This window comes from Mucilaginibacter sp. A5337, from assembly GCF_059690695.1.
In genome coordinates this window covers 48,119-73,472 of record NZ_JCAWEC010000001.1, presented here as the reverse complement: position 1 = coordinate 73,472, position 25,354 = coordinate 48,119, and the positions used below count along the sequence as shown (strand labels likewise).

Sequence of the window (25,354 nt, the reverse complement as noted above, 5' to 3'; positions counted from 1 at the left end):
AAGCTACGAAAAAGGCCGCCTTATGATAACACATAAAGCGGCCTTTTGCTTAACCAAGCTTGGGGTGAATAATTTTAATTAATTAACTGTTTTAACACCAGCACCTGCTGTTACAACTGCCGGAACGTTTGCAGCAGCATCAAGCAATGTGCTATAAGCGTAAGATGGAGTCCAGCTTGATAGAGATGAGGTAATGTCGTTGGCACCGCAATTAGAATAAATGTTGGTTGATGTACCGCTGAAGTAACCTACAGGGTCGCCGTCTAAGTTAGTAGTAAGTGGTTTTTTACAGCCTGAGAAATACTCATTATCTGTCCTTACTGTACCACCATACCTTGCGCCGATAGAATAACCATCATTGTTTAAGTGGTAGTTGTTGTACATGTGGATGCTACCGAATACCAAAGTTGGTTCCCTTTCAGATACATTGTACCAGTAGTTGTGGTGAACTGTAACGTGTAGTTTGCCGGTGTTGGCTGCAACAGCATCGCTTGTTACCGAACCAATAAGCAATGACAGGTAGGTGTCATGGAATTTGTTCCATGAAATGGTTACGTAGTCAGAACCTTCGGCAACGCCGATGTCTTTACCCCAGTAATCCCAGCCATGGCTGCGGTCTGTAGCAAAATCGCAATGGTCAATCCAAACGTGGTTCGACTGGAATTTAACGTAAACACCGCATTCGGTTACGTAGTTTCTAAATGTAACGTTTTGGATAATGATATTGCTTACAGTGAACAGGTAAAGGTTCAGGCTTGATAAAACGGCGCCGGTTTTACCGATGATGGTGGTATTTGAACCAACATACACAGGAGTTAAGCCTGATCCGCTAATTGTTCCGGAAACATACACAATCTTTGGCGAATTGCCTGCCACGGCAGATTTGAACGCAGCAAGTGTGTTTACAGTTACTGTGGTACCACCTTTACCACCGGTTGTAGTTCCGTTAACAGCAGCGTAACCAGTTAATACTGTACTTAATACCGAGCCGGTTGCTGTTGTTGTTGAGTTACCTGTAGCAGGAGCAGTGGTTGTAGTACCGCTGCTTGCCGTACCGCTAAGGGTGTAAGTGTACTTTCTTCCGTTCGTGATCGGGCTGCTGTTGTCGGAAGTTGAGAAGTACAAACCGGTATCCCAGTGGCTGAAACGACCTTTACCGATGTCCCTGATGTCAGCGTGGAGCGAGTGGGCCGGACCTAATGCAACACCGTTTTCATAAACCTGGAGCGTTGAAGCGGTTGGAGCAGTGTTTGAATCTCCGCTTACAGAAATGGGGCTGATTTTGTAAGCATAGCCTTCATCTAACCGGATTGAAGCCGGAGCGATCGTGTAAACGGTAGGAGATGTGGCTGTTGTTGCCAGGCTTGCGCTGGCATTTAAATCATTAATTGGAACGGTTACTGGCGTCTCTGCATTTTTGGAGCAACTTCCAATCAGGATGAGCGTACTCAATGCCAAACTGCCAAAAGTCATTTTTTTTAAGGATTTTGTTTTTTGCATGTTATAATTTTTAATTAAGCCCTCGAAACGTGGTCTTATATTAAAAATTACCGTTAATTTTTTCCTAAAGATATAGACTAAAAGCTTAGATAGTTCAAAAGTGCCGATTCTGTTGTTTGAACGTATAAAATTGTGTGTATTTATAACACGTATAGTTGTAAAGAATTTCACACTTCATGACATTTGGATGACAATTTTAGTTCAAACGAAAAAACAATTTTCGTCATTTATTGTCTTACGATGGTCCGGATCTAAGTTTTGTCCAGCATTTTTAACCAACAATTAATGCCTGGAATTGTGAAGGAAACTTTACACAAAGCTGGTGCTTAACATGATCTCTATTACATTTTTTAAGGTCATTATTGAATCTTTACTTCCCCTTCAAACGATTTTACAAATAATTTAGGGGAGAATGATGACATAAATTCTTCAGCCTTGAGTACCATATCCATTGAGCCAATGAATATGGATGCGCGTTGGTGCAATTCCTTAACTTCAATCTCCATAATTCTTTTATACCCGTCTGACGCTTTGCCGCCCGCCTGTTCAATAATATAGGCCATCGGGTTACATTCATAAATAAGCCTTAATTTCCCTTTTTTTGCCCCGGTAGTAGGGGGATAGATAAAGATGCCGCCTTTTATCAAGGTACGGTGAATATCTGCCACCATCGATCCGGTATACCTGGAAGTATACGGCCTTTGAGTATCAGGATCTTCTACCTGGCAATATTTAATGTATTTTTTTACCCCATCCGGAAAATGAATGTAATTGCCCTCATTTATTGAATAAATTGTTCCCGTAGCAGGCACGGTCATGTTAGGATGTGAAAGGCAAAACTCCCCAATGGAAGGATCAAGGGTAAAACCATTTACACCCTTTCCTGTAGTGTATACCAACATGGTCGATGAGCCGTAAATAACATACCCGGCAGCTACCTGCTCGGTACCAAGTTGTAATACATCTTCGTTGGTGGATGATTTGCCCTTCTCCGATTTTCGTCTGTAAATGGAAAATATGGTACCTACGCCTACATTTACATCGATGTTGGATGACCCGTCTAAAGGATCGAGTGCAACAACATAGTTTGCTTCTTTTGAAACATCCGAGTCAATAACCAGGTATTCATCATTTTCTTCCGAAACAACTATACAGCATTCCCCGCCGCTTCTTAAAGCCGCAATAAACTGCTCATTAGCATAAATATCCAGTTTTTTTTGCGACTCGCCCTGGATATTGGATGACCCTGCATCACCTAAAATATCTACAAGCCCGGCTTTATTAATTTCCCTGTTTACTATTTTAGCCGCGATCCCAATGTCACGTAACAACCGGGAAAGCTCGCCTTTGGCATAAGGGAAATCTTTTTGCCGCTCAATAATAAATTGTCCGAGAGTTTTAAATGCCGTCATATTTTCAAGGTTTAATGTTTTTTATTCAGTTGGCTAAAAGAAGATTTAATTAAAATGGTTAAAAGAATACGCGTATCAATTGCCAATTATAGGATGCGATTTGCCTTTTGCATCTTTAATTCCGTTAATTATTTACGCAAACGTTTGCGTTTTTGCCCAAGTGGTAAATTGATCGGACGTGCGGTTTTTGCCTGATAAACAGATGTTTGGTGTAGGCTACACTTCTAAACCAACCAGCGTTTTTGTTTTAGAATTGTAAAATGAATACCCGGTTATAAATAATGAACACCGTTCATTATATTTGCGGTGTATTAATTGATCATGGGCGTAACTGACAGAAAAGAACGGGAAAAAACTGAAATGAGGGAGCTCATTAGGGCTACCGCTATGAAGATGTTCCTGGAGGACGGTTATGCCAAAACATCTATTCGCAGCATCGCTGAAGCCATTGAATATAGCCCTGGTACCATATACCTCTATTTCAAGGATAAAGACGAGCTTTTATACGAAGTACAGGGGGAGGCTTATGGCCAACTGTTGGAAGTTTTTAAAAAGGAAGCTACCAGCACAGATCCGCTTGAAAAGCTGAGGCAGGTGGGTAGGGCTTATATCAATTTTGGTCTCCAAAACCCCGAACTCTACGATCTGATGTTCATTATCCGTGCGCCAATGAACGTTGACGAGGAGATCCATAAGGCAAACGGCGGCAACTGTTTTGCTTTTTTGGTTGATTGCCTTTCTGATTGCATCAATAAAAAGTTGCTGCGTATCAATGATGTAGAGCAAGCCTCGCTATTAGTATGGGCAACAGCGCACGGTTTGGTATCGTTGAATTTGCGTTGCCGCTTAAAGATCATGGATCAGGCAGAAGAAGCCATCCCAGAAATTTTGATCAAATCAATGGAAGATTATTTAGCTGCTGTAACAATTTAAAAAAATTTAATCTATTACTAAACACTGTTCATTAGTTAAACATTTGTTAATAAAAAATATTAGTTCAGTTGATGTCATATATATGATGCACCGAATATAGCTCTGTTAAATAATTTTTTTTCACATATACTAAACATTGTTCATTATGTATACATCGTTTATATTGAAATCGGTTCCGATCACAGCCGTATGCATGCTGATTGGCATAAGCACCTGGGGGCAAACCAGCCAAAAACAGCTCGACGACTATATAGCCCTAGCATTTGCTCAAAACCAGGGGTTAAAAGAACAGCAATTTGATTTGGATAAGGCCATGGCTGCTTTGAAGGAAGCACAAGCCATGTACCTGCCCACGGTGAGTTTGCTTGGCAGTTACACTAAAGCATCTGGCGGGCGTACCATTGATGTGCCGGTGGGCGACCTGGTTAACCCGGTTTATACGGCATTAAATCAGTTAACCAACTCCAATAAATTTCCGCAATTAAAAAACGAATCTTTCCTGCTTAACCCGGATAATTTTTATGATGCTAAAGTACGCGCCTCCCTGCCGCTCATCAATGCCGAGATCAGGTATAATAAACTCATCAAACAACAACTGATAACCAGCCAGCAGGCAGCGGTAAACGTTTACAAAAGGGCTTTGGTAAAAGATATTAAAACAGCTTATTACAGGTATTATCAATCCTTACAAGGCATAGCTACTTACAACAGCGCGATGCTCTTAATCAAGGAAAACATCCGCGAAAATGAAAGCATGCTGCGCAACGGTGTACGGAACGGAACAGCGTTACTGCGCTCTCAAACTGAAAGAGAAAAAACAAACGCCGCTCTTATACAGGCACAGCATGGTACACAAAACGCCAAATCATATTTTAACTTTTTACTCAATCGTCCATTACAGGACACAATTATTGTTGAACCCGAAGCCATAGCAGATATTATCGCTACTCCTGATACCTCCGCAGGTACAAAACAGCGCGAAGAGTTAAAGCAATTACGTACCCTGCAGCAGGTTTACACGCTCGATTATAAATTGCAGCGCTCGGGCTTTATACCTAAGCTCAATACATTTATCGACCTGGGTTCGCAGGGCTTTGATTTTAACGTGAACAACAAAACCCGCTACTATTTATGGGGCGTAAACCTGCAGTGGGATATTTTTACAGGTGGACAGCGTAAATATAAAGCCGAACAATCAAGGGCCAACTTTAATGCCGCTACCGCGCAACTCGATCAAACCGAACAATCTTTACAATTACAGCTCGATCAGGCTTATCATAACTACCAATCGGCTAAAGCAGCATACAAAAGCGTTACCGCACAGCTTCAGTTTGCAGCTAAATATTATAATGATCAGCTAAAAGCTTATCGTGCAGGACAACTTCTATACCTTGAACTGGTAGATGCGCAGGACCAGCTAACAGGTGCGCGCCTGCAAATGGCCGGTGCACAGGCTAATCTTCAAATTGCCCTTGCCGAGCTCGAACGTGATCAGGCTACTTATCCAATTAATAACTCCAACTAAAACAGATCGATATGAAAAAAATTAAATACACCGGTTTATTGCTATGCATACCATTTATGTATGCCTGCAAATCGCATCCAGCCATTGTTAGTAACGACGGTGCTGCCGATACCATACCTGTACAGATCATGCAGTTGAAACAGCAAAGCAACAATGCGCCAATGGCCGTATCGGGGCAGTTCACTACAGACGATGAGGTAATGCTCTCCTTTAAAATTGGCGGCATTATCAGCAGCCTGAATGTAAAAGAGGGTGATGCGGTTAAAAGAGGTCAGTTACTGGCGACACTTAACCCCACCGAAATTAATGCTCAGGTACAGCAGGCCAGCCTCGCGACCGAAAAGGCACAGCGTGATTACCAGCGTATCCAAAACCTGTATAAAGACAGCGTGGCCACGCTTGAGCAATTGCAAAACAGTAAAACCACTTTGCAGCAAGCCCAGCAACAGCTAAAAACGGCAACATTTAACCGCCAATATTCAGAGATTCGGGCGCCGAAGGATGGCTATATTTTGCGTAAACTGGCCAATGTTGGCCAGCAGGTTATGGCAGGCACAGCCGTATTGCAAACCAATGGTGCAGAGGCAGGTAGGTGGATGTTGCGGGTTGGTATCAGTGATAGCCAATGGGCTGTGTTGCAGCTACATGACAAGGCAATTATTCAAACTACAGCAATGCCGGGTCGGGAGTTGCAGGGCGCAGTTAGCCGCAAATCTGAGGGGGTGGATGCTGCAACAGGTACTTTTAGTGCAGACATCACTATAACCGGTAAAAGGCCTCAGGCAATTGCCGCCGGAATGTTTGGCAAAGCCGTTATAACTCCTGCACGGCCGGCAACTACAGAAAATGGTACCTGGCAAATCCCATATGATGCATTGTTAGATGGTGATGGCAACAGCGGTTATGTATTTGTAACCGATGATAACAAAACAGCTCATAAAGTAAAGGTAACCGTTGCCGGTATCGACAAAAATACGGTAACCGTAAGCAGTGGCCTGGCCGATGCAAAATCATTGATCATATCCGGCTCCGCCTATCTTACAGATAACAGTGCCATCACAGTTCAATCACCTAAAACTGCTGCCAGATGAAGATTTCGGATTATGCTGTGAAAAACAGCCAGTTTACCCTCGTGATCTTTATCATGATCATTGTTTTAGGGATAACCACTATGCTTAACATGCCCCGCTCAGAAGATCCGGAGATGCACCCTCCTTCGTTCCTGGTTATTGTTAACTATCCGGGCACAAGTCCGCGTGATATTGAGGATAGGGTAGTAACGCCATTAGAGAAAACCATCGGAAGCCTGGACGATATTAAACGCATTCGTACTACCATTTCAAACGGTGTGGCTGTATTAAGGGTTGAATATAAATACAGTAGTAACATCGATTCCAAATACCAGGAAATAGTTCGCGAAGTAAATAATAAGCGAAGCGAGTTACCAACAGACGTGGCCGGTATTGAAATCCAGAAGCAACAGCCAACTGATGTAAACGTGTTGCAGGTCGCGCTGGTATCAGAAAATGCTGCACGAAGCCAGTTGCAACATTACGCCGAGAAGCTACAGGACGAGTTAGAGAAAGTATCATCGCTTAAACAGGTGTTAATCTACGGTTTGCCCGGCCAGCAGGTACGTGTTGAGCTTGATCTGGAAAAAATGGCCCAGATGCACCTGCCGGTAAGTGCTGTTGTAAACAGTTTGCACAGCGAAATGGCCAGCATTCCCGGTGGCAGCATTGATGCGGCACACTTAACGTTCAATATTAAAAGTAATGACTATCGCAGTCTCGACGCCGTGAACGGAACAGTTGTTTATGCCGCCAACGGAAACAATATCTTACTGAAAGATATAGCTCATGTATACTATGGCTATGGCGAAGAAAAACATATCACACGCCTTAACGGGCATCGCTGTGTATTTGTGGTAGCTGCCCAAAAGGATGGCGAAAACATCAACAAAACCCAGGCTGATTATAGCCAGGTGCTTACAAACTTCAAAAAACTAATGCCTGCTAATATCGACCTGGTGCAAAACTTTGACCAGGCTGATAACGTGAACAGACGTTTAACAGGTTTGAGCCACGATTTTATCATCGCTATTTTATTGGTGGCCGTTACGCTGATGCCTTTAGGTTTTCGCCCGGCGGTTATTGTAATGATCTCTATCCCGCTTTCATTGGCAATAGGGATTGTATTGTTGCAGCTTTTCGGGTTTAACCTTAACCAGTTGAGCATTGTAGGCCTGGTTGTGGCGCTGGGGCTTTTGGTTGATGATAGTATTGTAGTGGTTGAAAACATTGAACGCTGGATGCTGGAAGGCCATAGCCGGCTTGAGGCTACTTTGAAAGCTACCGGGCAAATTGGTAAGGCTGTTGTTGGCTGTACTGTGATCCTCATTATTGCTTTTATGCCACTGGTATTTTTACCCGAAGGCTCGGGCGATTTTATCAGGTGTTTGCCGCTGGCAGTAATATTCTGTGTGCTGGCATCAATGCTGGTATCCTTAACTTTTATCCCATTTTTATCAAGCCGGTTACTGAAAAACCATACAGGTCATCCGGATGGCAATCTCATCATGCGTGGATTGAAAAAGTTGATCCATGGAAGCTATGCCCGTTTATTGGACAAGGCCTTACAGAAACCATTTTTAACTATCGGTGTCGCTGTGGTTCTGTTTACTGCTTCTGTTTATTTGTTTGGGGTTATTGGTTTTAGCCTGTTCCCATCGTCAGAAAAACCGCAGTTCCTGATCAATATAACTACACCCAACCAGTCAAATCTGCCTTATACTGATACGGTTACAAGGCAGATAGAAAAACAGTTAAAGCAGGAGCCACTTATAAAATACTACGCAACAAACGTAGGCCATGGTAACCCAAGGATCTACTACAATGTAATTTCCGAAAACAACCGCAGCGATTTTGCGCAGCTGTTTGTGCAGCTTGATAATGATACCCGGCCGGATGAAAAGCTCGCACTCATCCAGAAATTACAAAACCGCTGGGCTCATTACCCAGGTGCTAAGGTTGAGGTGAAGAACTTTGAACAGGGCCCGCCGGTAGTTGCGCCGATAGAGGTGCGTTTGTTTGGAGATAACCTGGATACATTGCGTGCCTATTCGCTTAAAGTTGAAAAGCTGCTGCATCAAACGGCGGGTACTATGTATGTAAATAATCCGGTAAGTTTGCTGAAAAGCGACATCCGCATAGCGGTAAATAAAGAAAAGGCGCAGCAACTGGGTGTTAATTCCTTAGCTGTTGACCAAATTGCAAGACTGGCCGTTACCGGGCTTGACATGGGTACATACTATAATAACGATAATAAATATGGCTATACCGTTTTGCTTACGCGGATTAAGGAAGGTCGCCCAAGCATGGATGCTTTCCGCAATTTGTATGTGAACAATGCCCAGGGTAGCGCACTGCCGCTTAACCAGGTGGCAAACCTGCAATTGGAAGCATCGCCGGCGGTTATTAATCACCAGGAAAAAAAACGGGTGGTATCGGTACAGGCCAACGTACAAAAAAGCTTTTTAGTGAGCCGGGTAATTGATGATGTAACGCAAAAAATGGATAAGCTGAAATTGCCGCCGGGATATAGCTATGAGATGGGCGGTGAGGTTGAATCAAGAAATAACTCCTTTGGTGGTTTTATGAGTATTATCCTCGTAACTGTGTTTGTATTTGTGGCAGTGCTGGTGTTATTATTTAAAACCTTTAAAAGTACATTGATTATCCTTTCCGTTATCCCACTTGGGGTAGTGGGGGCGGCCGTGGCGCTTTGGGTTACGGGAAACTCACTGTCGTTTGTGGCTATTATAGGTTTGATAGCGCTGGCCGGTATTGAGGTTAAGAATACTATTTTACTGGTTGATTTTACTAATCAGCTAAGGCAGCAGGGCAGGAGTTTGCAGGATGCCATCCGCGAAGCTGGTGAGGTGCGGTTTTTACCTATTGTGCTAACTTCGCTAACAGCTATCGGTGGTTTAATCCCTATTGCTATTTCAACCAATCCGCTGATATCTCCATTGGCTATAGTGCTTATTGGGGGATTGATCAGTTCCACTTTATTGTCGAGGATTGTAACGCCTATCGTTTACGAGTTGATTCCGCCCAAAATAGAAGCGGAATAAGGTTAATATGCAAATTGACGGGCAGCCTTGTTATCGAGGCTGCCCGTTTCAATTCTGGAGAAATTTTGTATAGATAATCCTGGTTGTTAAGCCTTTGTTAAGTTTTGGTTATCTGTTGGTTTTAGGTGCCTTTATTCAATTTTTCTCCAGTTTTCAGCGGGTTTCTTTGCGGAAAATTAAACCCGTTGTTCATGAAACACTCTTACTTTCTTAACAGGCTGTTACTCTTATTTTCGATGTGCCTGCTATTTTCCTTTGCAGCCTCGGCGCAAACCATAAAGGGAAAGGTGACCGATGCCAAAACCGGCGAACCCCTTACCGGTGCAACAGTACATTTAACCCAGGATGGGCTTAGCAAATTTGTTGCGGTTAATCTTAATGGTTCTTATAGTTTCAAAAATTTAAAGAATGGACCTTACAAATTACAGGTAAATTATGTTGGTTACGGCCCTTCTAAAATTAAAGAGGGTAATATTACATCAGCCAGCGATGTCATTACGGTAAACGTAGCCTTGCAGGATGCCGATATGCAGATGACCGAAATACAGGTTAAAGCCCAGGCAAACAAAGAGTCTGATGGGGCTGTACGTGGTATTGAAAAAAATGCACCGATGGTTATCAACGTACTTTCGGCAAATACTATTAAGTTATTACCCGATGTTACGGTGGCTAACGCTTTGCAGCGTGTTAGCGGTGTAACCATCCAGCGTTCGGCAAGCGGCGAAGGCCGTTACGCTATCATTAGGGGTATGGACCAGCGTTACAACTCAACATTGGTAAATGGTATTAAAATACCAAGCCCTGATGCCCAATACCGATTTGTACCTATGGATATATTCCCTTCAGAAATGCTGGAAAGACTTGAAGTGATCAAAGCGCTTACTCCCAATATGGAAGGTGATGCCATAGGCGGTGTGATGAACCTGGTAATGAAAAGTGCTCCAAGCCAGTTTACTTTCAGCGCTAACGTATCGGGTGGCTTTTCTACCCTGTTTTCATCAAACAGGCCATTTGTTGGTTTTAGCGCATCTCCTAACAGCAAATCTCCGGCGGCAATTAACGGCAACAGCTATGCAGCTACCTATGCCGATTTCAGCAATAAAGCGCTCACAAGCGATAAAAATATCTCAACTCCTTTTAGCTCAACCGCCGGTATCACTATTGGCGACAGGTTCTTGGATAAAAAATTAGGCGTTATCGTATCTGCAAGCTATCAGAATATATACCGTGGCTCTAACTCAAAGCAGCTTACACCAAACGCGCAGCCATCAGCTATCCCGCTGCCAAACTCACCACAGTTTTCTGATGCGTACGACCGCACCTATTCAACCCAAACAGAACGCGTAGGTATTCATAATAAGATAGATTACGCGATTAATAACAACAATAAGATCTCGTTATACAACCTTTATATTCATCAAAGCGAATTTGAATCGCGTTTTACTTCTGATACCCTTGGTTTGGGTTTAAACTCAACCGGATTAAGCAAGCAGATCACCATCTCAAACAGAAGTATGCTAACTAAGCAAAGTATCTATAACTCAACCTTGCATGGCGATCACTGGCTTGGCAACGAGTGGCGTTTAAACTGGGATGGAGTATATTCTGAAGCTACCAGGCACCAGCCGGATAGAACTGAGTTTTTCTATGACGCCAATAAAACCCTGAATAATTCGGGAGCAGTTACTGCCGAAGTTGATAACAATACACAGTTAGATCATCATTGGGAAAATAACAGGGATAAAGACCTTTCCGGATATGCCAACCTGATCTATACCCCCAAAATCGCCGGTAAAAATGTTGAATTTTCTGCAGGTGGTTTATATCGCCACAAAGTGAGGGATGCTGATTATATCACCTATTCATTAACCGGTGGTAAATCAACCTTATTCAACAACAATTTCAATTCTATTCCTTTTGCGTTCAATTCGGCAGCGGATGGTATCGGTGCTAATAACCCTGATCTGCAAAACAACTATCATGTAAGGGAAAATGATAACGCGGAATATTTACAGGTTAAGTTTGATCTGTTCCCGAAACTACAGGTGTTAGGCGGTGTACGTATTGAAAATACCGATTTAACTTATGCTACCCAATCGCCGGAAACAGTTACACAAAGAAGCGGTAATATTAAATACACAGATGTATTACCAAGTATCCATTTAAAGTATCAATTAACAGATAATCAAAATATCCGTGCATCGTACTATGCGGCAATCAGCCGCCCGGGTTTTGGCGAGCAGGTGCCATATAAAGTTACAGGCGAATATTTTGACCAGGTAGGTAACCCTTACTTAAAACACATCACAGCCGATAACTACGACGTACGTTATGAGTTTTTCCCTGGCGGTGCCGACCAGTTGTTGTTAGGTTCTTTTTACAAAAAGATCTATAATCCTATTGAGTATTTCGTTGTTCGTGATGGTGGCCCGAGCTCGCAGGTTATTAAACCTCAAAATGATCCGGGCAATGCTACCAACTATGGTTTTGAAGCTTTGGCCACTAAATTCTTTGGTGTGATAGGTTTTTCAGTTAACTACACTTATACTCACTCAAGGATTACCACTAACAAATTGCTTTACTCAAATGATCCTACTTTAGGTTTACAGCAAACCAATGTGAATGAAACACGTCCGCTGCAAGGTCAGGCCGACCATGTGGGGAACGCATCTGTATTGTACAAAAGCGCGAAGTTAGGTTTGGATATGCAGCTGGCATTTGTATACACCGGCGAACGTTTGGCGCAGGTATCTCCATATTATAATCTCGACTTTTATCAGCATGCCTACAATCAGCTGGATTTTTCTTTCGAAAAAACGATTGCCAAAAGGTTTTCTTTCTATGGCAAGGTTAATAATATCACCAATGCGGCCAGCAAAATCTATTTAAAATATCCGCATGGCAGCCTTGATGCAAAACAACAGGAATTTTTAGGTAAACAAGACATTGCCTCTCAAACGCTTGTACAAAGCGACTATTACAAAACACTATTCCTTGGTGGTTTCAGGTATAAATTATAATAAACGTAACGATGAAAAAATATATAATCCCAGTTATTTGTATCCTGATGGCTGCCGCGTTTTCCGGTTGCCAGAAATGGAAAGGTGAGCACATGGACATTTACAGCTATACGCCGCCGGCAGCTAACCCGGTAAGTGATAAGGCGCCGCTTTCATGCAGCTCAAGCGGTTCAACAGTAATCCCGGTAAAAGGTACTATGCTTAGTGGTAAGACCTATTCTGTTGAAGATGGTTGCGATTTGGTAATTAATCCAACTGATACGTTGCTAATGCAGCCAGGGGTTACATTGAACATGGGCGCCGGAAGCAGCCTTATAGCACTTGGTACCCTGGTAAGTAACGGTTCAAAAAATCAGCCTAACTGGATCACCGTTCCGGGTATTGTAAAAAATGATGCCCCGGGTGGCCTTACTGCCGCCGCCGACCCGGCATATGCAGGTAAGTGGAAAGGTATTATAGGCGGCCCTACCTGTAAATTGTTAGTATTGAGGTGGACACACGTGGAATACGCCGGTTTAACCGAGGGGAAAGCTACATCAACCATTGCAGGCTCAGGTACAGGCAATCAATACAGTATTTTATTTGCCAACTATAACGGAAACTTTATCATGGAAGATTCCTGGTTGTACGGTGGGGTGGATGACCCGATCCGGATCTCGGCCGGTAAAATTGCAATCTTCAGAAATACTTTTGAAAAAAACGGTGTTAGCGGAGGTGATTGTCTAAATGCCAAGGGCGGTACTGTTGGTACCATGGCCTACAATATGTTTATCGGTACTGCAACCAACGGACAAAAGGCATCAAACAAAGGTCAGGCTACCGGTGCTCCGCAAACTAATATCGTTATGTATAATAACACCTTTGTTAGCGGTGGTTATCGCCAGGTGCAAAGCGGTCGTGGTGGTTGTATTAACTTTGAAGAAGGTGCAGCGGGTATGTATTATAACAACGTAGCTATTAACTGTAAGTTTGGCTATCGTGTGGTAGGCAGCCCGGTTGCCGATGTTGCCCACCTTTCATACGGTAATAACTATCAATGGGCCGATTCATTAAGTGTAGCCAACCAGTTTTACCCAACCGGTTATATCACGCAGCCGCAAAGCACGGATATCCCTTCAATCACAACATCTGCAAAATACCTGCCTTCAAATTATACTTTAGGATCTATTTATGATGGTAGTGATGTTGTACAGAAGAATAACCCGATGTTCCTGAACTTCCCGCTTCCTACTGTTGGCCACCCATTGTACCAATACAGCGCTATCGGGAACTTCAATTTCCATTTGCTGGCCAGCTCGCCGTTGATTGGTAAGGGCAATACTACTATTAAGCCATCTATTACAGTACCGCTGGATAAGATCTATGGTTTATCAGAGGCTACATTACCGGGTGCCGATTTGGGCGCATACCAGTTAAACGGTTCCGGAAATCAGCATTAATATTAGTAACTATTTGCCCAAGGATGAGGCTGTATCATAAATCATGATCAGCCTCATTTTTTGACTTATTCAGATACTTAAGCGATATATAATTCCGGGTTGAATTTACTAACAAAATGGGGGTTAACAGGGTTAACATAATTTAGGGTTAACATTTAATTATGTAATTGATAATCAGTTTATTGAGTTCGATTTTCTCAAAAAAAGTGTTAACCCCCTTTTTTTGTATAGATATTTAATTATGTATCTAATAATCAGTTAGTTGATTGTGTTTTCTTCAAAAAGCATGCTTGCCCACTTTTGTATAAATATCATCGGCTAAATTTCAATTCATATGTAACACAACACCGAGGGGGCAATTGACTTATGATACAGCCTCATCCTTTTTTATAAACTCAATTACAAAATGAAAAAAGTCATTTGTATCCTATTTTTATCTATCATATCTCCATTAGCTATGCTGTCGGTTAAGGCTCAATCTGCTGATTTAAAAATTGTATTTATCCGTCACGCCGAGAAGCCGGTTAAAGGTGATAATCTGAACTGCCAGGGGATAAACAGATCGCTAAAATTACCGGTTGTACTAACAGCAAAATTTGGTGTTCCTGATAAGATATTTGTGCCTGGCTTAGGGTTGGGTGAAGCTACCAAACATTCCAGGATGTTTCAAACTATTGTGCCGTTTGCAGCTAAGTTCAATTTAACGGTAAATAGCTCCCGTACAGAAAAGGACTCTTTAGGCTTGGCTGCCGATTTAAAAAGCCGCACCGGTGTAATATTGGTGGTATGGGAACATGGCGGTATAGCACCAATTGTACGATCATTAGGTGTAAAACAGGATAACCTGAAATGGCCTGATGACGATTATGACAGTATCTGGATTGTTAATTTCAAGAATGGTGAAGCTGTTCTTTCGCGCGACAAGGAAAATATCGATCCTGGAAAAGATTGTAATTTTTAAATGCGATTATATAAGTCCCGGTTGTAGTAGTAAATGGTATAGTTTGAAAATAAAGGTTTCATTGCCGTTGGTTTTAGTCAACGGTAAAGTAAATAGTAAGAGCTGGCTTTAGCCGAACTATTCAGGTGGTATTTTGGCTAAAGCCTCCTTGTTTTACGATTATTCCGTTGACTAAAGTCAACGGCAATGAATACTTATAATATTTAATTTTTCCTTTAAAAATCCGGGGCGAAACTAAATTTAACACCATATTCCGCGGCTCCCGGGTGGTCAAGATAGTTAAACCTTTTGATCCCGTCTATCCGCAAAAACTTAAAGATATTACCTACACCTACTCCGGCTTCTATATAAGGTTTAGTGCCTAAAGCATAAGTGCCATTTGCTCCGTTGCCACCTACCGGGAACCGGAACAAATTAGGTGAATAGAGTGGATTGTTTTCGTTACGCAAGCCGCCGAATAGCACTTTGGCCGACAGAAACTCTCTCCATTTCAGGTGTTTTATCAACGGGATTTTATTCAGTAAAAAACCGCTGAAACTATGAGTTAAGTTGATACCGGCATAATGGTCACTTACAAACTCAAGATAGGTTTGTTGGTTATAGGCATCCTCGTCATAAGCCAGCGATTGATTTGCCGGGGCGATGTTCAGGAGCGGGAAAGGCACTTTACCTACTAAATAATTTCCGAGCACAGTAATATCAGTATAACCAAGCTGAGATAGGTAGAAGCGCCTGAAGATGCTTGCTTTAACACTCGTGAAATCATAAGCACCGTTAAACAAGCCTTTAAAGCCATGATTGATCTGCAAATTCATGATCGGATATTTGCTGTAGACGGTGCGGCGGTATACTGTTCCCTGTAAGATTTGCTCATGCGGTGCATACCTGAAGGCGAGGTTGAGCTCACTGGTGGTTAGGTCGTGCATCAAAGTATTGGCGTCGTTATTGTATTGAAATAGCAGAGAGGCCGCAGGTCGCTGGTTCCAGTTTCTGAATGCGAGATCGAACGAAAAATGGTTTTCAAAATCCTTTACATATTCAATTTTAGCGATCTTGCTGTAAAGCCAGTAGATTGTTTTTCCTGTCGAAAACGATGAAAGCGCAGCCTGCTGGTTGATGGTTGAAAGATCTCTTCCCGGTACGTCGACATCATTTAAATAGCTGGCCTTAAGGTAATCGTTGGGGTAGCGGTAAAAAGGTGTTTTATTAAATGAGTAGAAAGTTGCGATATTATATTTATAAGCCTTGTCGCGCGTGCCATAAGCGCCAAAACCCTCAAAATAAATCGATTTGCTTAACTCGGGATTGGTGCGCCCGCCAATCTGAAACCGTGATCCTTCCTGGCTGTCACGTGAGTAAATTGTTCCGATCGGGCCAATCAACACAGGCCCCGCTTTAGCATAACCGCCTGTAAAAGTAGCTGCAAACCAGGTTGCCCGTTTAAATTGCGGCATTTTTTCTAACCTGGAGATGCGCGGGTACATCTTTGACTGATGATCGGACAGCGTATCTGGCCGGTTACGAGCCCAGTATGAAGTGTCGGGTTTGTCTGCGTCAGGAGCTATCTGCAATTCTTTACCTTCATAAAATGTGGCTGGAAGCGGTTTGTCCGTTATGTAGTTGGAAAATATTACCGTTCGCTCGCCCATTAGTCCAAGCCCTTTGTTTTTCAATATGCCGAAGTCGGCTTTAACATCGCTTTTACTTAAAAAGTATCGGCCGTTAGGGTTCTGCTCAAAATCAAGCGTGATCTTGAGCGTTCGCATGAAATTGATGTTGATTTGCTTGTTTACATCAAGCTCACAGCCTCGCACAGCATAGTTGCCGGTCATACTTACAAGCAGTTTACCTTCAAAAAGCAAATCGCCTTTGGTGCGTGGTGTAAAGCTTAGTTCAATCAGTTTTTCTTTGCCTGTTTGTATGGTATCGGTAATGAAAAATTTGTAATAATTGGGAGAGTGATCGGCAATAGGGCTCAGGAACTGGTTGGTGATGATAAAAACATTGTTATCATAAATATCAATTACATTACCGTAAAGGCGGTTCATATAAATATCCAGGCCTGCTGTATCAATAAACTTAAGTATGTTAGCCTCCTTTTGAGCTTTTAATATGCGGATGGACTTAGCAGGATCTTTGCGGTAGTAATTTTGGTACTGTTTTTCGCTGAGATAGGTGGGGAGTAGCACCTGGGTTTGCCCGTTATCTTTTACCGTATCAAGCATGAACTGGTACATTTTAAAATAACGGCTGTTCATCAGTTTAGCCGGAACATCAATAAATGACAAATTAATCCGTTCATACTGGTCGTATTGCAGGTAATCAGCGCTTTCCATCCGGTTTTGCTTTTTATGGTCAATAACCTGCTGAATGAGCTCAACTGCGGGATTTCCTTTATTGCGGTAACGTTGTTTTTTTCCGGCAACTACGGTGACTTCTTTTAACTGGGTTTGACTGCCGTGTAATCTTATATGCAAAACATTAACCTGTCCGGGTTTGATCACTTTGGTAAGGGTTTGATAGCCAATGTAAGAGAAGGTAACATGCGTAAAAGCCCCCGGAGCGTTTAACTCAAATTTTCCATCGGGGTCTGCAATGGTTCCATACCTGCCGCCAACAACTTTGACGTTAATACCCGGAAGTGGTTGCCCGGAAACATCATCCACCACCTGTCCGCGGATAGTTGTTATTATTTGTGCCGATGTTTTTTTTACACTATCAGGCTGCTGCGCCATGCCACAGAGCGGGATTATAAAAAGTAGAGTTAAAATATATGGGAATAGCCGTCTTAATGAACCTGATGTACGGCAAGAAATCTCAAAAGAAGATAGCAAATTGTGGTAGATTAAAAAAACAAAAGGGTTCAGTTTTATGCATATTCCCGGGTGTACGCCGGGAATATGCTTTCTTTTTTCCTAAACGTACAAATTAAATTTGAATTGTCTCTGAAGAATGTATTATTTTAAGGTTAACAGCATTGTGACGTGCCTATTCAATCTACTTTAAGAAATTTCCCCTTTTCATCAAATAACAGGTCTTTCCCTTTTATTTCCGCCTCAAACATCTTTTTGCCTGTAGCATCGGTTACACGACCTGCTTCCTTGATCTTTGCGCCTTTATAATTTGTTTTAACATATTCAAAAACAGCAGATGGCAGCTGGTTAACCGGTATGGTGTCTACTTCTTCTACAAACTCGCCTTTGGGGGTAAAAGTCACTGAAGTATCCTCGCCCGATTTGCCTCCCCAGTTGGCTTCAAAATTCCCTTTCTCTTTTTCCCAGGTTACTTTGGTTGCATTGGGGTACTTTTTGGCAAGGCTTTGCTTTACAGCGGCTGGTACTTCTAAGTTGCCGGCTGCTTTTACCATGGTGCCGGTACCCAACAGGGCAGCCGCGATGGTTAGTAAAAAAGTCTTTTTCATAAGTGCTTTTATTTTGATTTACACTAATGTACGAGGGCAATCTGGAGGAATATGGTACATACAACCGGTTTGATTTTAATTGAAACAAACTTGAACGGGTTTGAACCAGTGTTTGTAGTTACCACCGATAACTTTGTTTTGCAGATCATAAATTCAATAAAATAAACTTAACCAAGTTATTATGAGGAGTTTGATTTTTATGCTTGCGTTGTGCTGTTTTTATAGCAGTGTTAGCGCTCAAAGCAACTTTTTCAACAGCAAGAAAGCTTATCTTGGGCAGCGGCGGCCCAATGATACCCCGCGTGTTTTCGCACCACAGATGTTAGTGCCCGATAGCGGCATAGCTATGGGCAGGTCGGCTTTCTCAGCAGATGGCAAGGAGTTTTATTATGGAAACTCCATGCATTGGTTTAACTCAAAAGGAAGCAGGCTCCGTTATTTTAAATATGACGGTGATAGGTGGTGTGGTCCTTTTGTACTTAATTACGATTACTTTACGCCAACTTTTTCTATCAATGGGAAAAGCATGTACTTTGCGGGGAGGGGCGATGGTAAACACTCTTATGTCTTTATATCGCATCGCAATAAAACAGGCTGGACAAATCCAGTGGTTTTCCTGGCAAAGAATTACGGCCTGTATGAGTTTATGCCGACCAACAGCGGAACTTTTTATGTTGGCAGCAATGCTAATGCGGGAAATGTAAAAGATTATAGTACTTACGATTTTTGCACGCTTACCATTTCCAAGACGGATACTGTTATTAAAAGCCTTGGCCCGGTTATCAATACGCCTGCATTCGATGGCGATTTTTATGTGGCGTCTGATGAGTCATATATGATTATCAGTTATAAGGAAAAGCCGGATTATGAGTGTGAGCTCGGGATCACTTTCCGTAAGTCCGATCACAGCTGGACAACACCGCTGAATCTGGGCCTGTTGATTAACGATGGTGATGCACACCGCTGGGGCGAATACGTTACTCCCGATGGTAAATACCTCATTTATACCAAAGGCACCAGCGAAAAGGATTGCCACCTTTACTGGGTACGGTTTGATGGTTTGAAGGCTAAACTAAGAAAGGAAGCTTTAGGCAAATAACAGCCATTCTTATTTCACTTCCGGACCATAAAATTTTAAGCCCAAAACACCGGTCATGATCAGTAGCATGAAAAATATTTCCATATAGGAGAGGCGCTGGTTTAAAAACGAAATCTCTACTAATTTAATCAGAATGAGTGTTACAGCCGTCCAAACAGCATATGCTACTGCTGTTGGTATCAGTTTTATAGCCAGCGAAAAGAAATAGATATTACCAATACCAAATATAATATAACCTACAAAAGGTAACCATACCGGCAGGCCATGTTGCAGACTTAAAACAGAATTAAGACGGAGTGCCTTCAAATCGCTGAATTTCATGAATTTTAGCGAGAATGTCCAGGCCGCTTCAAATGCGGCTGCGATTAAAATATAAAACCAGGCCAATATGTTATCAGTTTTGTTGTAGTACGTTTTCTTGTTCGGTTACTAAAGTAACGGGTTGCACCTCAGTCTCCAATTGATGTGTCTTATTTATTTTAGCCGGAGTAACTTTTTGCAGCCAATCCATAAATCGTGGCCGTAGGTTATAATACCAGTTAAACCATCGGTATTTGAGCAGTTTTTTTTCGTCAAAGCGTTTTACGCTAAAGGCATGCTGTAAAAAGTAATCTTTTGGGTAATCATAGTAAAGGCCCCAGTTTTCGGGTTTGTTGCCAGGTGTGTGACCCGGATCATAAACCGTACCGAACAGGTAATCCCAAAATGAGAATTTCGTCGCAAAATTGGCGTGAAAAACTTCCTGGTAATTGGCGTGATGCCATAAATGCAATTGTGGCGAGTTAATGATGTATTTAAGCTTGCCCATGTTTACCTTGATATTGCCGTGTATAAACATGCCAAACATGGCATCTAACATAGCCTTTATCGGTATAACTATTGGGTCTGCACCTAACAAAATGATAGGTGCAAACTCAATAGTTTGATTGATGACGATTTCCATGATGTGCGAACGCGAACCGGCCAGAAAGTCAACCTCCTTACCAGAATGGTGCGCCTCATGAATACGCCAGAAAAATTTATTGGAATGCTGAAAGCGGTGAAACAAGTAAATATAAAGGTCATGCGTAAACAGGAAAAACAACACTTGCAATGCTACAGGCCAGTTACTTATTAAATGCAGATGCGACAGATCAAAATGCGCCTCTAAGGGTTTAATGATATAGTCGAAAATGAGGATCTTCAAAAAGTAGCTTTGTATCAGTGTATACCACACTAAATCAATCCAAAAGCCTTCCCTGAAAAACTTCAAACCTTTTCTGTAAGGTGAAATCCTTTCCCAGGCTATGACAAATCCTATCCAGCAAAAAAGGATAATGGACGTAATTATGGTAGTTAATTTTTCCGGAGACATTATTATTTAACGCTTGGTTTTTCTTTGTATTCGTCGCTGATGTTTACCCTCAAACGCTTCATCGGCGCAAGTTCTGATTCGTAAACACGTTTTTCACCATCACCTGCTGCGGTTTCAACATCCCTGATATCGCGTACCAAACGTTGCAGGCCTTGCGGCTCAACAGATGCCGCATGATCAGATCCCCACATGGCACGGTCAAGCGTAAAGTGACGCTCAACAAAGGTTGCGCCCATAGCCACAGCACCTACGGTAGTTGCCAAACCTGTTTCGTGGCCCGAATAACCGATAGGGATGCCCGGATATTTATTTTCCAGGGTCTGGATCATTTTAAGGTTAAGCTCGTGCGGAGGGCATGGGTAAGCCGAAGTTGAATGGGCGATAAACAATGGATAGTTTTCGTCAAAGGCATTGATATAATCCATGGTTGTTTCGATCTCTTTCATTGTTGACATGCCGGTTGAAAGCATTAACGGCTTACCGGTTTCCAGTATACGCTGAATCAAAGCGAAATCAGTTAATGATGCTGATGCTAATTTATAGAGGATGGTATCAAACTGCTCCATAAAATCAACAGATGGTGCATCCCAGGCAGATACAAACCAATCGATACCTACTTTTTTACAGTATTGGTCGATGGTTGCATATTCGGCTATACCAAATTCAGTTTTACGTTTGTAGTCGATATAAGTGATGCGGCCCCACGGGGTATCGCGCATAATTTCCCACTGATCGCGCGGTACGCAAATTTCCGGTGTGCGTTTTTGGAATTTAACGGCATCAGCTTTAGCAGCCACGGCCTCATCAATTAATTTTTTGCAAATTTCAAGTGAACCGTTATGGTTAATACCAATTTCGGCAATGATATAGCTTGGCTGTCCTTTACCAATTACGCGGCCGTTTTGTAGCGTGATGCTTCCATTTCTTGTTCCCGACAGATATTTATCGCTTTTAGCCTCGATGATCATCTCTGCAAATTCACGGAAGCAGCCATCGCCGCCATTTAATGAACTTACAAAATCAACCTGTGCTTTAACATGTGGCAAAGCATCGGCAGGAGATGCAGTAAGACCGGCCAGTTTCATTACTTCCAGGTCGTTATAGTCATCGCCGATAAAAGCAACTTCGTTTGGCTGCAGATTTAAGCGGTTGCAGATTTCTTTGAAAATAGTTGCCTTATCTTTTATACCTAAATGAAGTTCGGTGATCTGTAATTTTTCAGCTCTTTTAATTAATGAAGGCGAGTTTTCGCCGGTGATAATACCTGTATTTACACCAGCAAATTTGCGAAGGCGCTCAACCCCCATACCATCGCGCATGCTGAATTTTTTTAAAAGCTCGCCGTCTTGATTGTAGTATACTCCGGCATCTGTTAAAACCCCATCGTTGTCGGTTAGCAATAGTTTAATGCCAGCCGCTTTTTGTTTCAAAATCTCGTTCATAATAGTTGGTTTAAATTAAATAGCTGTCCATCCTCCGTCAACAACCAGGTTAGCGCCGGTCATGTATGCCGATGCCTCGCTGGCCAGAAATATAAGTGCGCCCTGATAGTCTGACGCCTGGGCCATACGCCCTAATAAAGTTTTTGCTGAATAGTTGCCAATAAAATCTTCGCTTTGCCCTGCCTCAACACCGCCGGGAGAAAGGGTGTTTACCCGTACACCGGTATGCCCCCAATAGGCGGCCAAAAAGCGGGTGAAATTGATAATAGCACCCTTAGTAACCGGGTAGGCTGCCGACTTGTAAAAAGTTTGCTGCCCGCGCGAATCGCGGTAAATGCTTTGATCAGGCCCAACCATTCCATAGGTTGATGCTATATTGATGATACTGCCGCTGCGGTGCAAGGCCATCTGCGTACCAAATACCTGCGAGCATAAGAACACCCCGGTAATATTTACGTTAAGTGATTGCTGAAAAGCTTCCAACGGATAGTTTTCAAATGCCGATAACTCCTTGGCCATGGCCGGGTTCTCGAATTTATCGTTAATGGCGGCATTGTTCACCAATACGTCAACCGAATCATATTTATCAAGCACTGCATTGAGTGCGGTAATTAATGAGTCTTTGCTGGTTACATCAACGCCCAAACCCAAATGGTTATCACCCAATTGGGCGGCAAATGCCCTGGTTTCTTCGGCGTTTATATCGGCTAATACTACGTTTGCGCCTGCTGCTGCAAGGGCTTCGCAATGTTTACGGCCGATGAGGCCTAAAGCACCCGTTACTACCGCAGTTTTCCCTTTTAATGAAAACAGGTCCATGATCAGGCTATACTTTTAGGTTTGATGTTATAATTGCTCACCTTACGGAAAACGGCCTCTAACACTTCGCCTTTTAGCTGATCTTTGATATTGCCGCTTTCGATGGCTGCTTTTAGCAATGGCAATACATCGCGGTAAGCTGCGAGGATGTAGTCGATATCCTCGGTGGTATGGCTGTAGCACATATTGTGGAAACCCGCCCAAAGTACTCCGCGTTTTATCATTTCCTGTTGTATGAAGGTTTTTACTTCCAGTCCGTTGCCGGCATCGGGAGTAAAGGTTACCATGCTGCGGCAGTTAAAACCAACGCAACGTGTGTATTTGTCAACGCCTAATTCAATGGCAAGACTGTTGTAGCCATTTTTTAATAAAGCGCCATGTTCGTCAAGATATTGCGGTACCTTTTTATCACGAAGTTCATTGATGGTAGCGATGCAGGCTGCTAATGATAAAGCCTCGCCGCCAAATGTGGTATAGCTGAATACTTCTGAATTGAACAGCTCCATTATATCTGCACGGCCAGTTAATAATGCTATAGGCATACCGTTGGCACATGCTTTTGAAAATACGGCCAGATCGGCTTTAACATTGAAATACTCCTGCGCACCGCCCACTGCTATGCGGAAACCGGTCCACATTTCATCAAAAATGAGCAGGGTGCCGTTGGCTTTACATACCTCGGCCAATTCCTGCAGGTAACCCGGTTTTGGCGCTTCAAAAATGAAGGGCTCCAATATCAGGGCAGCAACAGTTTCATCCAGAGCAGCTTTTACTGATTCAATGTCGTTATATTCAAAAGTATAGGTAAGGTCCTGGATAGCTTCAGGCACGCCTGAGTTACGGCTGGTGATGCCAATATACCAATCATGCCAGCCGTGGTAGCCACAGCAAAATACTTTATCCCTGCCGGTGAAGGCACGTGCTACGCGGATAGCTGCCGAACAAACATCTGCACCGGTTTTTGAGATCTTTACCGCTTCTGCATTAGGCACAACCTGTTGTACCAGTTCTGAAAGTTCAACCTCTAAAGGATGCATCAGGGAAAAAGTAATACCATCATTTAATTGCTGACGGATAGCTTCATCAATGGCCGGGTAGGCGTAACCCAACGAAATTGGGCCTATGGCCGAGTTTAAATCGATGTATTCGTTACCGTCAACGTCCCACACATGCGATCCTTTACCTTTTACAAGGTATTTTGGCGCTATGCCTTTGGTAAATTGCCCCGGACCTTTGGCAAGGGTTTGGGTAACCGGTTTTTGAACTTTTAAAGCACGTTCGTATAATTTATCTGACTCGGTAATGTTTGGATAATCGTTGTTAAGGTCTATTTTATTAGCCATGATCAATATTTTTATTCTGAAAATTCAGGTGTTAAAATTTGTGGTTGGTTGTGGGCAGTTTGGTAGCCCAGTATTTTTTCGGCAATTTGTTTACCGGTAAAACCCTCGTGCTCCAATACCGAAGGAAGCAGTGCCGGCCTGAACCATTTTTCGTTCAAAGCCATAGGCAATACATTGGCGGTTGTGCGGTGTTTTAATAAAACTTCGGCCACGATGGTGTAAAGACCTCCGGTTAAAAAATGGTCTTCAAGCGTAACTACCAGCTTGCTTTGTGCCGATGCTTTCAGTATGGCTTGCTCATCAACCGGCTTAAGGCTGCGCATGTTGATCAAACCAACAGAAAGGCCTTCGCTTTTCAGCATTTCAACGGCAATCAGTGCCTGCTCAAACAGCAAACCATAGGTTAAGATGGTTACATCGCTGCCTTCTGTTATTACTTCGGCTTTGCCTATGGTAAAAGGCTCGTGGATATAAGTGGTCTTACGGGTATTGATGCGGGTATAGGCAGGGTTTTTACTTTCCCAGATCTGGGGCAGCATTTTTACCAGGTCATCCTCATCGGCCGGGGCAAATACAGTTACATTGGGGATGCCTCTCATGATCGAGATATCCTCAATAGCCTGATGGGTTGGCCCGTTACCGTCTGATAAAAAACCGGGGATGAACGAGCTAAGCTTAACCGGCAAATTGGCTATACCAACATCGGTGCGTACAAACTCAAACGCGCGCATGGTTAAAAAAGCAGCGAGCGCATGCACAACAGGCGTACGGCCACGCAGGGCAAGTCCTGCCGCTGCGCCGATCATGGTTTGCTCGGTAATGCCTGTATCAATAAAGCGTTTGCCTAATATGCCGGGCAGGTTGCGTACCAGCGCGCGGTTTTCGGCAGTCATTACAATCACCTGCTCGTTGGCAAGCGCTGTTTGGGTTAAAAGTTCTTCGTAACTCATC

Annotated in this window: 18 protein-coding genes; 8 read left to right on the top strand and 10 right to left on the bottom strand. The window is 42.9% G+C overall.

Features of this window, described 5'->3' with window-relative positions; all coding sequences use genetic code 11:
* Positions 1-78: 78 nt before the first annotated feature.
* Together AC59JO_RS00280 and fbp are read right to left on the bottom strand one after the other, a co-directional pair.
* Positions 79-1,500 carry a pectate lyase family protein gene (locus tag AC59JO_RS00280; protein ID WP_413668638.1) on the bottom strand — a complete coding sequence of 474 codons (1,422 nt, stop codon included), beginning with the start codon at positions 1,498-1,500 and terminating at the stop codon, positions 79-81.
* A 359-nt stretch (positions 1,501-1,859) separates the two neighbouring features.
* On the bottom strand, positions 1,860-2,912 hold the full coding sequence (gene fbp, locus AC59JO_RS00275) for a class 1 fructose-bisphosphatase (RefSeq protein WP_497302737.1): 1,053 nt from the start codon (positions 2,910-2,912) through the stop codon (positions 1,860-1,862).
* 360 nt (positions 2,913-3,272) lie between these two features.
* Between fbp and AC59JO_RS00270 the strand changes: the two genes are divergently transcribed.
* The 7 genes from AC59JO_RS00270 (at position 3,273) to AC59JO_RS00240 (ending at position 14,925) form a co-directional block, all read left to right on the top strand.
* A complete protein-coding gene (locus AC59JO_RS00270; protein WP_497302736.1) occupies positions 3,273-3,845 on the top strand; it encodes a TetR/AcrR family transcriptional regulator in 573 nt (190 codons plus the stop codon).
* A 145-nt stretch (positions 3,846-3,990) separates the two neighbouring features.
* On the top strand, positions 3,991-5,370 hold the full coding sequence (locus tag AC59JO_RS00265) for a TolC family protein (RefSeq protein WP_497302735.1): 1,380 nt from the start codon (positions 3,991-3,993) through the stop codon (positions 5,368-5,370).
* A gap of 11 nt (positions 5,371-5,381) precedes the next feature.
* Positions 5,382-6,461: an efflux RND transporter periplasmic adaptor subunit gene (locus AC59JO_RS00260; protein ID WP_497302734.1), complete on the top strand. Its 1,080-nt coding sequence runs from the start codon at positions 5,382-5,384 to the stop codon at positions 6,459-6,461.
* A complete protein-coding gene (locus AC59JO_RS00255; RefSeq protein WP_497302733.1) occupies positions 6,458-9,505 on the top strand; it encodes an efflux RND transporter permease subunit in 3,048 nt (1,015 codons plus the stop codon). Before AC59JO_RS00260 ends, AC59JO_RS00255 begins: the two co-directional genes overlap by 4 nt.
* A gap of 191 nt (positions 9,506-9,696) precedes the next feature.
* Complete coding sequence (locus tag AC59JO_RS00250) at positions 9,697-12,525, top strand: TonB-dependent receptor (protein ID WP_497302732.1); 2,829 nt, start codon at positions 9,697-9,699, stop codon at positions 12,523-12,525.
* Positions 12,526-12,536: 11 nt separating this feature from the next.
* Positions 12,537-13,964 carry a hypothetical protein gene (locus AC59JO_RS00245; RefSeq protein WP_413668629.1) on the top strand — a complete coding sequence of 476 codons (1,428 nt, stop codon included), beginning with the start codon at positions 12,537-12,539 and terminating at the stop codon, positions 13,962-13,964.
* A gap of 406 nt (positions 13,965-14,370) precedes the next feature.
* Positions 14,371-14,925, top strand: a complete 555-nt coding sequence (locus AC59JO_RS00240; protein ID WP_497302731.1) for a histidine phosphatase family protein — start codon at positions 14,371-14,373, stop codon at positions 14,923-14,925.
* Between the two features lie 215 nt (positions 14,926-15,140).
* On the opposite strand, the gene AC59JO_RS00235 is transcribed toward AC59JO_RS00240, so the two are convergent.
* Positions 15,141-17,660 carry a DUF5686 and carboxypeptidase-like regulatory domain-containing protein gene (locus AC59JO_RS00235; protein ID WP_413668627.1) on the bottom strand — a complete coding sequence of 840 codons (2,520 nt, stop codon included), beginning with the start codon at positions 17,658-17,660 and terminating at the stop codon, positions 15,141-15,143.
* 257 nt (positions 17,661-17,917) lie between these two features.
* Positions 17,918-18,346 carry a PepSY-like domain-containing protein gene (locus AC59JO_RS00230; RefSeq protein WP_497302730.1) on the bottom strand — a complete coding sequence of 143 codons (429 nt, stop codon included), beginning with the start codon at positions 18,344-18,346 and terminating at the stop codon, positions 17,918-17,920.
* Positions 18,347-18,527: 181 nt separating this feature from the next.
* On the opposite strand from AC59JO_RS00230, the gene AC59JO_RS00225 reads away from it, so the two are divergent.
* Positions 18,528-19,445: a hypothetical protein gene (locus AC59JO_RS00225; RefSeq protein WP_497302729.1), complete on the top strand. Its 918-nt coding sequence runs from the start codon at positions 18,528-18,530 to the stop codon at positions 19,443-19,445.
* A 9-nt stretch (positions 19,446-19,454) separates the two neighbouring features.
* On the opposite strand, the gene AC59JO_RS00220 is transcribed toward AC59JO_RS00225, so the two are convergent.
* Genes AC59JO_RS00220 through AC59JO_RS00195 form a run of 6 tightly spaced genes read right to left on the bottom strand, consistent with a single transcriptional unit; the run spans position 19,455 to position 25,353 of the window.
* Positions 19,455-19,832, bottom strand: coding sequence for a DMT family transporter (locus AC59JO_RS00220; protein WP_497302728.1), 378 nt, complete (start codon positions 19,830-19,832; stop codon positions 19,455-19,457).
* Between the two features lie 7 nt (positions 19,833-19,839).
* On the bottom strand, positions 19,840-20,799 hold the full coding sequence (locus AC59JO_RS00215; RefSeq protein ID WP_497302727.1) for a sterol desaturase family protein: 960 nt from the start codon (positions 20,797-20,799) through the stop codon (positions 19,840-19,842).
* A gap of 2 nt (positions 20,800-20,801) precedes the next feature.
* Positions 20,802-22,241 (bottom strand): N-acetylneuraminate synthase family protein, encoded by a 1,440-nt coding sequence (locus tag AC59JO_RS00210; protein ID WP_497302726.1) that lies wholly within the window; start codon positions 22,239-22,241, stop codon positions 20,802-20,804.
* 15 nt (positions 22,242-22,256) lie between these two features.
* Complete coding sequence (locus tag AC59JO_RS00205) at positions 22,257-23,060, bottom strand: SDR family oxidoreductase (protein ID WP_497302725.1); 804 nt, start codon at positions 23,058-23,060, stop codon at positions 22,257-22,259.
* A gap of 2 nt (positions 23,061-23,062) precedes the next feature.
* Positions 23,063-24,403: an aminotransferase class III-fold pyridoxal phosphate-dependent enzyme gene (locus AC59JO_RS00200; protein WP_413668620.1), complete on the bottom strand. Its 1,341-nt coding sequence runs from the start codon at positions 24,401-24,403 to the stop codon at positions 23,063-23,065.
* An 11-nt stretch (positions 24,404-24,414) separates the two neighbouring features.
* Entirely contained in the window at positions 24,415-25,353 is a 939-nt protein-coding gene (locus AC59JO_RS00195; protein WP_413668619.1) for a transketolase family protein, read from the bottom strand.
* Position 25,354: the final 1 nt, after the last annotated feature.

Bases quoted from the DNA above. Each gene is read 5' to 3' on its own strand.
- AC59JO_RS00255 (WP_497302733.1), top strand. From the start codon at position 6,458: ATGAAGATTTCGGATTATGCTGTGAAAAACAGCCAGTTTACCCTCGTG.
- AC59JO_RS00250 (WP_497302732.1), top strand. From the start codon at position 9,697: ATGAAACACTCTTACTTTCTTAACAGGCTGTTACTCTTATTTTCGATG.
- AC59JO_RS00270 (WP_497302736.1), top strand. From the start codon at position 3,273: ATGAGGGAGCTCATTAGGGCTACCGCTATGAAGATGTTCCTGGAGGAC.
- AC59JO_RS00205 (WP_497302725.1), bottom strand. From the start codon at position 23,060: ATGGACCTGTTTTCATTAAAAGGGAAAACTGCGGTAGTAACGGGTGCT.
- AC59JO_RS00195 (WP_413668619.1), bottom strand. From the start codon at position 25,353: ATGAGTTACGAAGAACTTTTAACCCAAACAGCGCTTGCCAACGAGCAG.
- AC59JO_RS00280 (WP_413668638.1), bottom strand. From the start codon at position 1,500: ATGCAAAAAACAAAATCCTTAAAAAAAATGACTTTTGGCAGTTTGGCA.
- AC59JO_RS00200 (WP_413668620.1), bottom strand. From the start codon at position 24,403: ATGGCTAATAAAATAGACCTTAACAACGATTATCCAAACATTACCGAG.
- fbp (WP_497302737.1), bottom strand. From the start codon at position 2,912: ATGACGGCATTTAAAACTCTCGGACAATTTATTATTGAGCGGCAAAAA.
- AC59JO_RS00245 (WP_413668629.1), top strand. From the start codon at position 12,537: ATGAAAAAATATATAATCCCAGTTATTTGTATCCTGATGGCTGCCGCG.
- AC59JO_RS00265 (WP_497302735.1), top strand. From the start codon at position 3,991: ATGTATACATCGTTTATATTGAAATCGGTTCCGATCACAGCCGTATGC.
- AC59JO_RS00235 (WP_413668627.1), bottom strand. From the start codon at position 17,660: ATGGCGCAGCAGCCTGATAGTGTAAAAAAAACATCGGCACAAATAATA.
- AC59JO_RS00215 (WP_497302727.1), bottom strand. From the start codon at position 20,799: ATGTCTCCGGAAAAATTAACTACCATAATTACGTCCATTATCCTTTTT.
- AC59JO_RS00230 (WP_497302730.1), bottom strand. From the start codon at position 18,346: ATGAAAAAGACTTTTTTACTAACCATCGCGGCTGCCCTGTTGGGTACC.
- AC59JO_RS00210 (WP_497302726.1), bottom strand. From the start codon at position 22,241: ATGAACGAGATTTTGAAACAAAAAGCGGCTGGCATTAAACTATTGCTA.
- AC59JO_RS00260 (WP_497302734.1), top strand. From the start codon at position 5,382: ATGAAAAAAATTAAATACACCGGTTTATTGCTATGCATACCATTTATG.
- AC59JO_RS00225 (WP_497302729.1), top strand. From the start codon at position 18,528: ATGAGGAGTTTGATTTTTATGCTTGCGTTGTGCTGTTTTTATAGCAGT.
- AC59JO_RS00240 (WP_497302731.1), top strand. From the start codon at position 14,371: ATGAAAAAAGTCATTTGTATCCTATTTTTATCTATCATATCTCCATTA.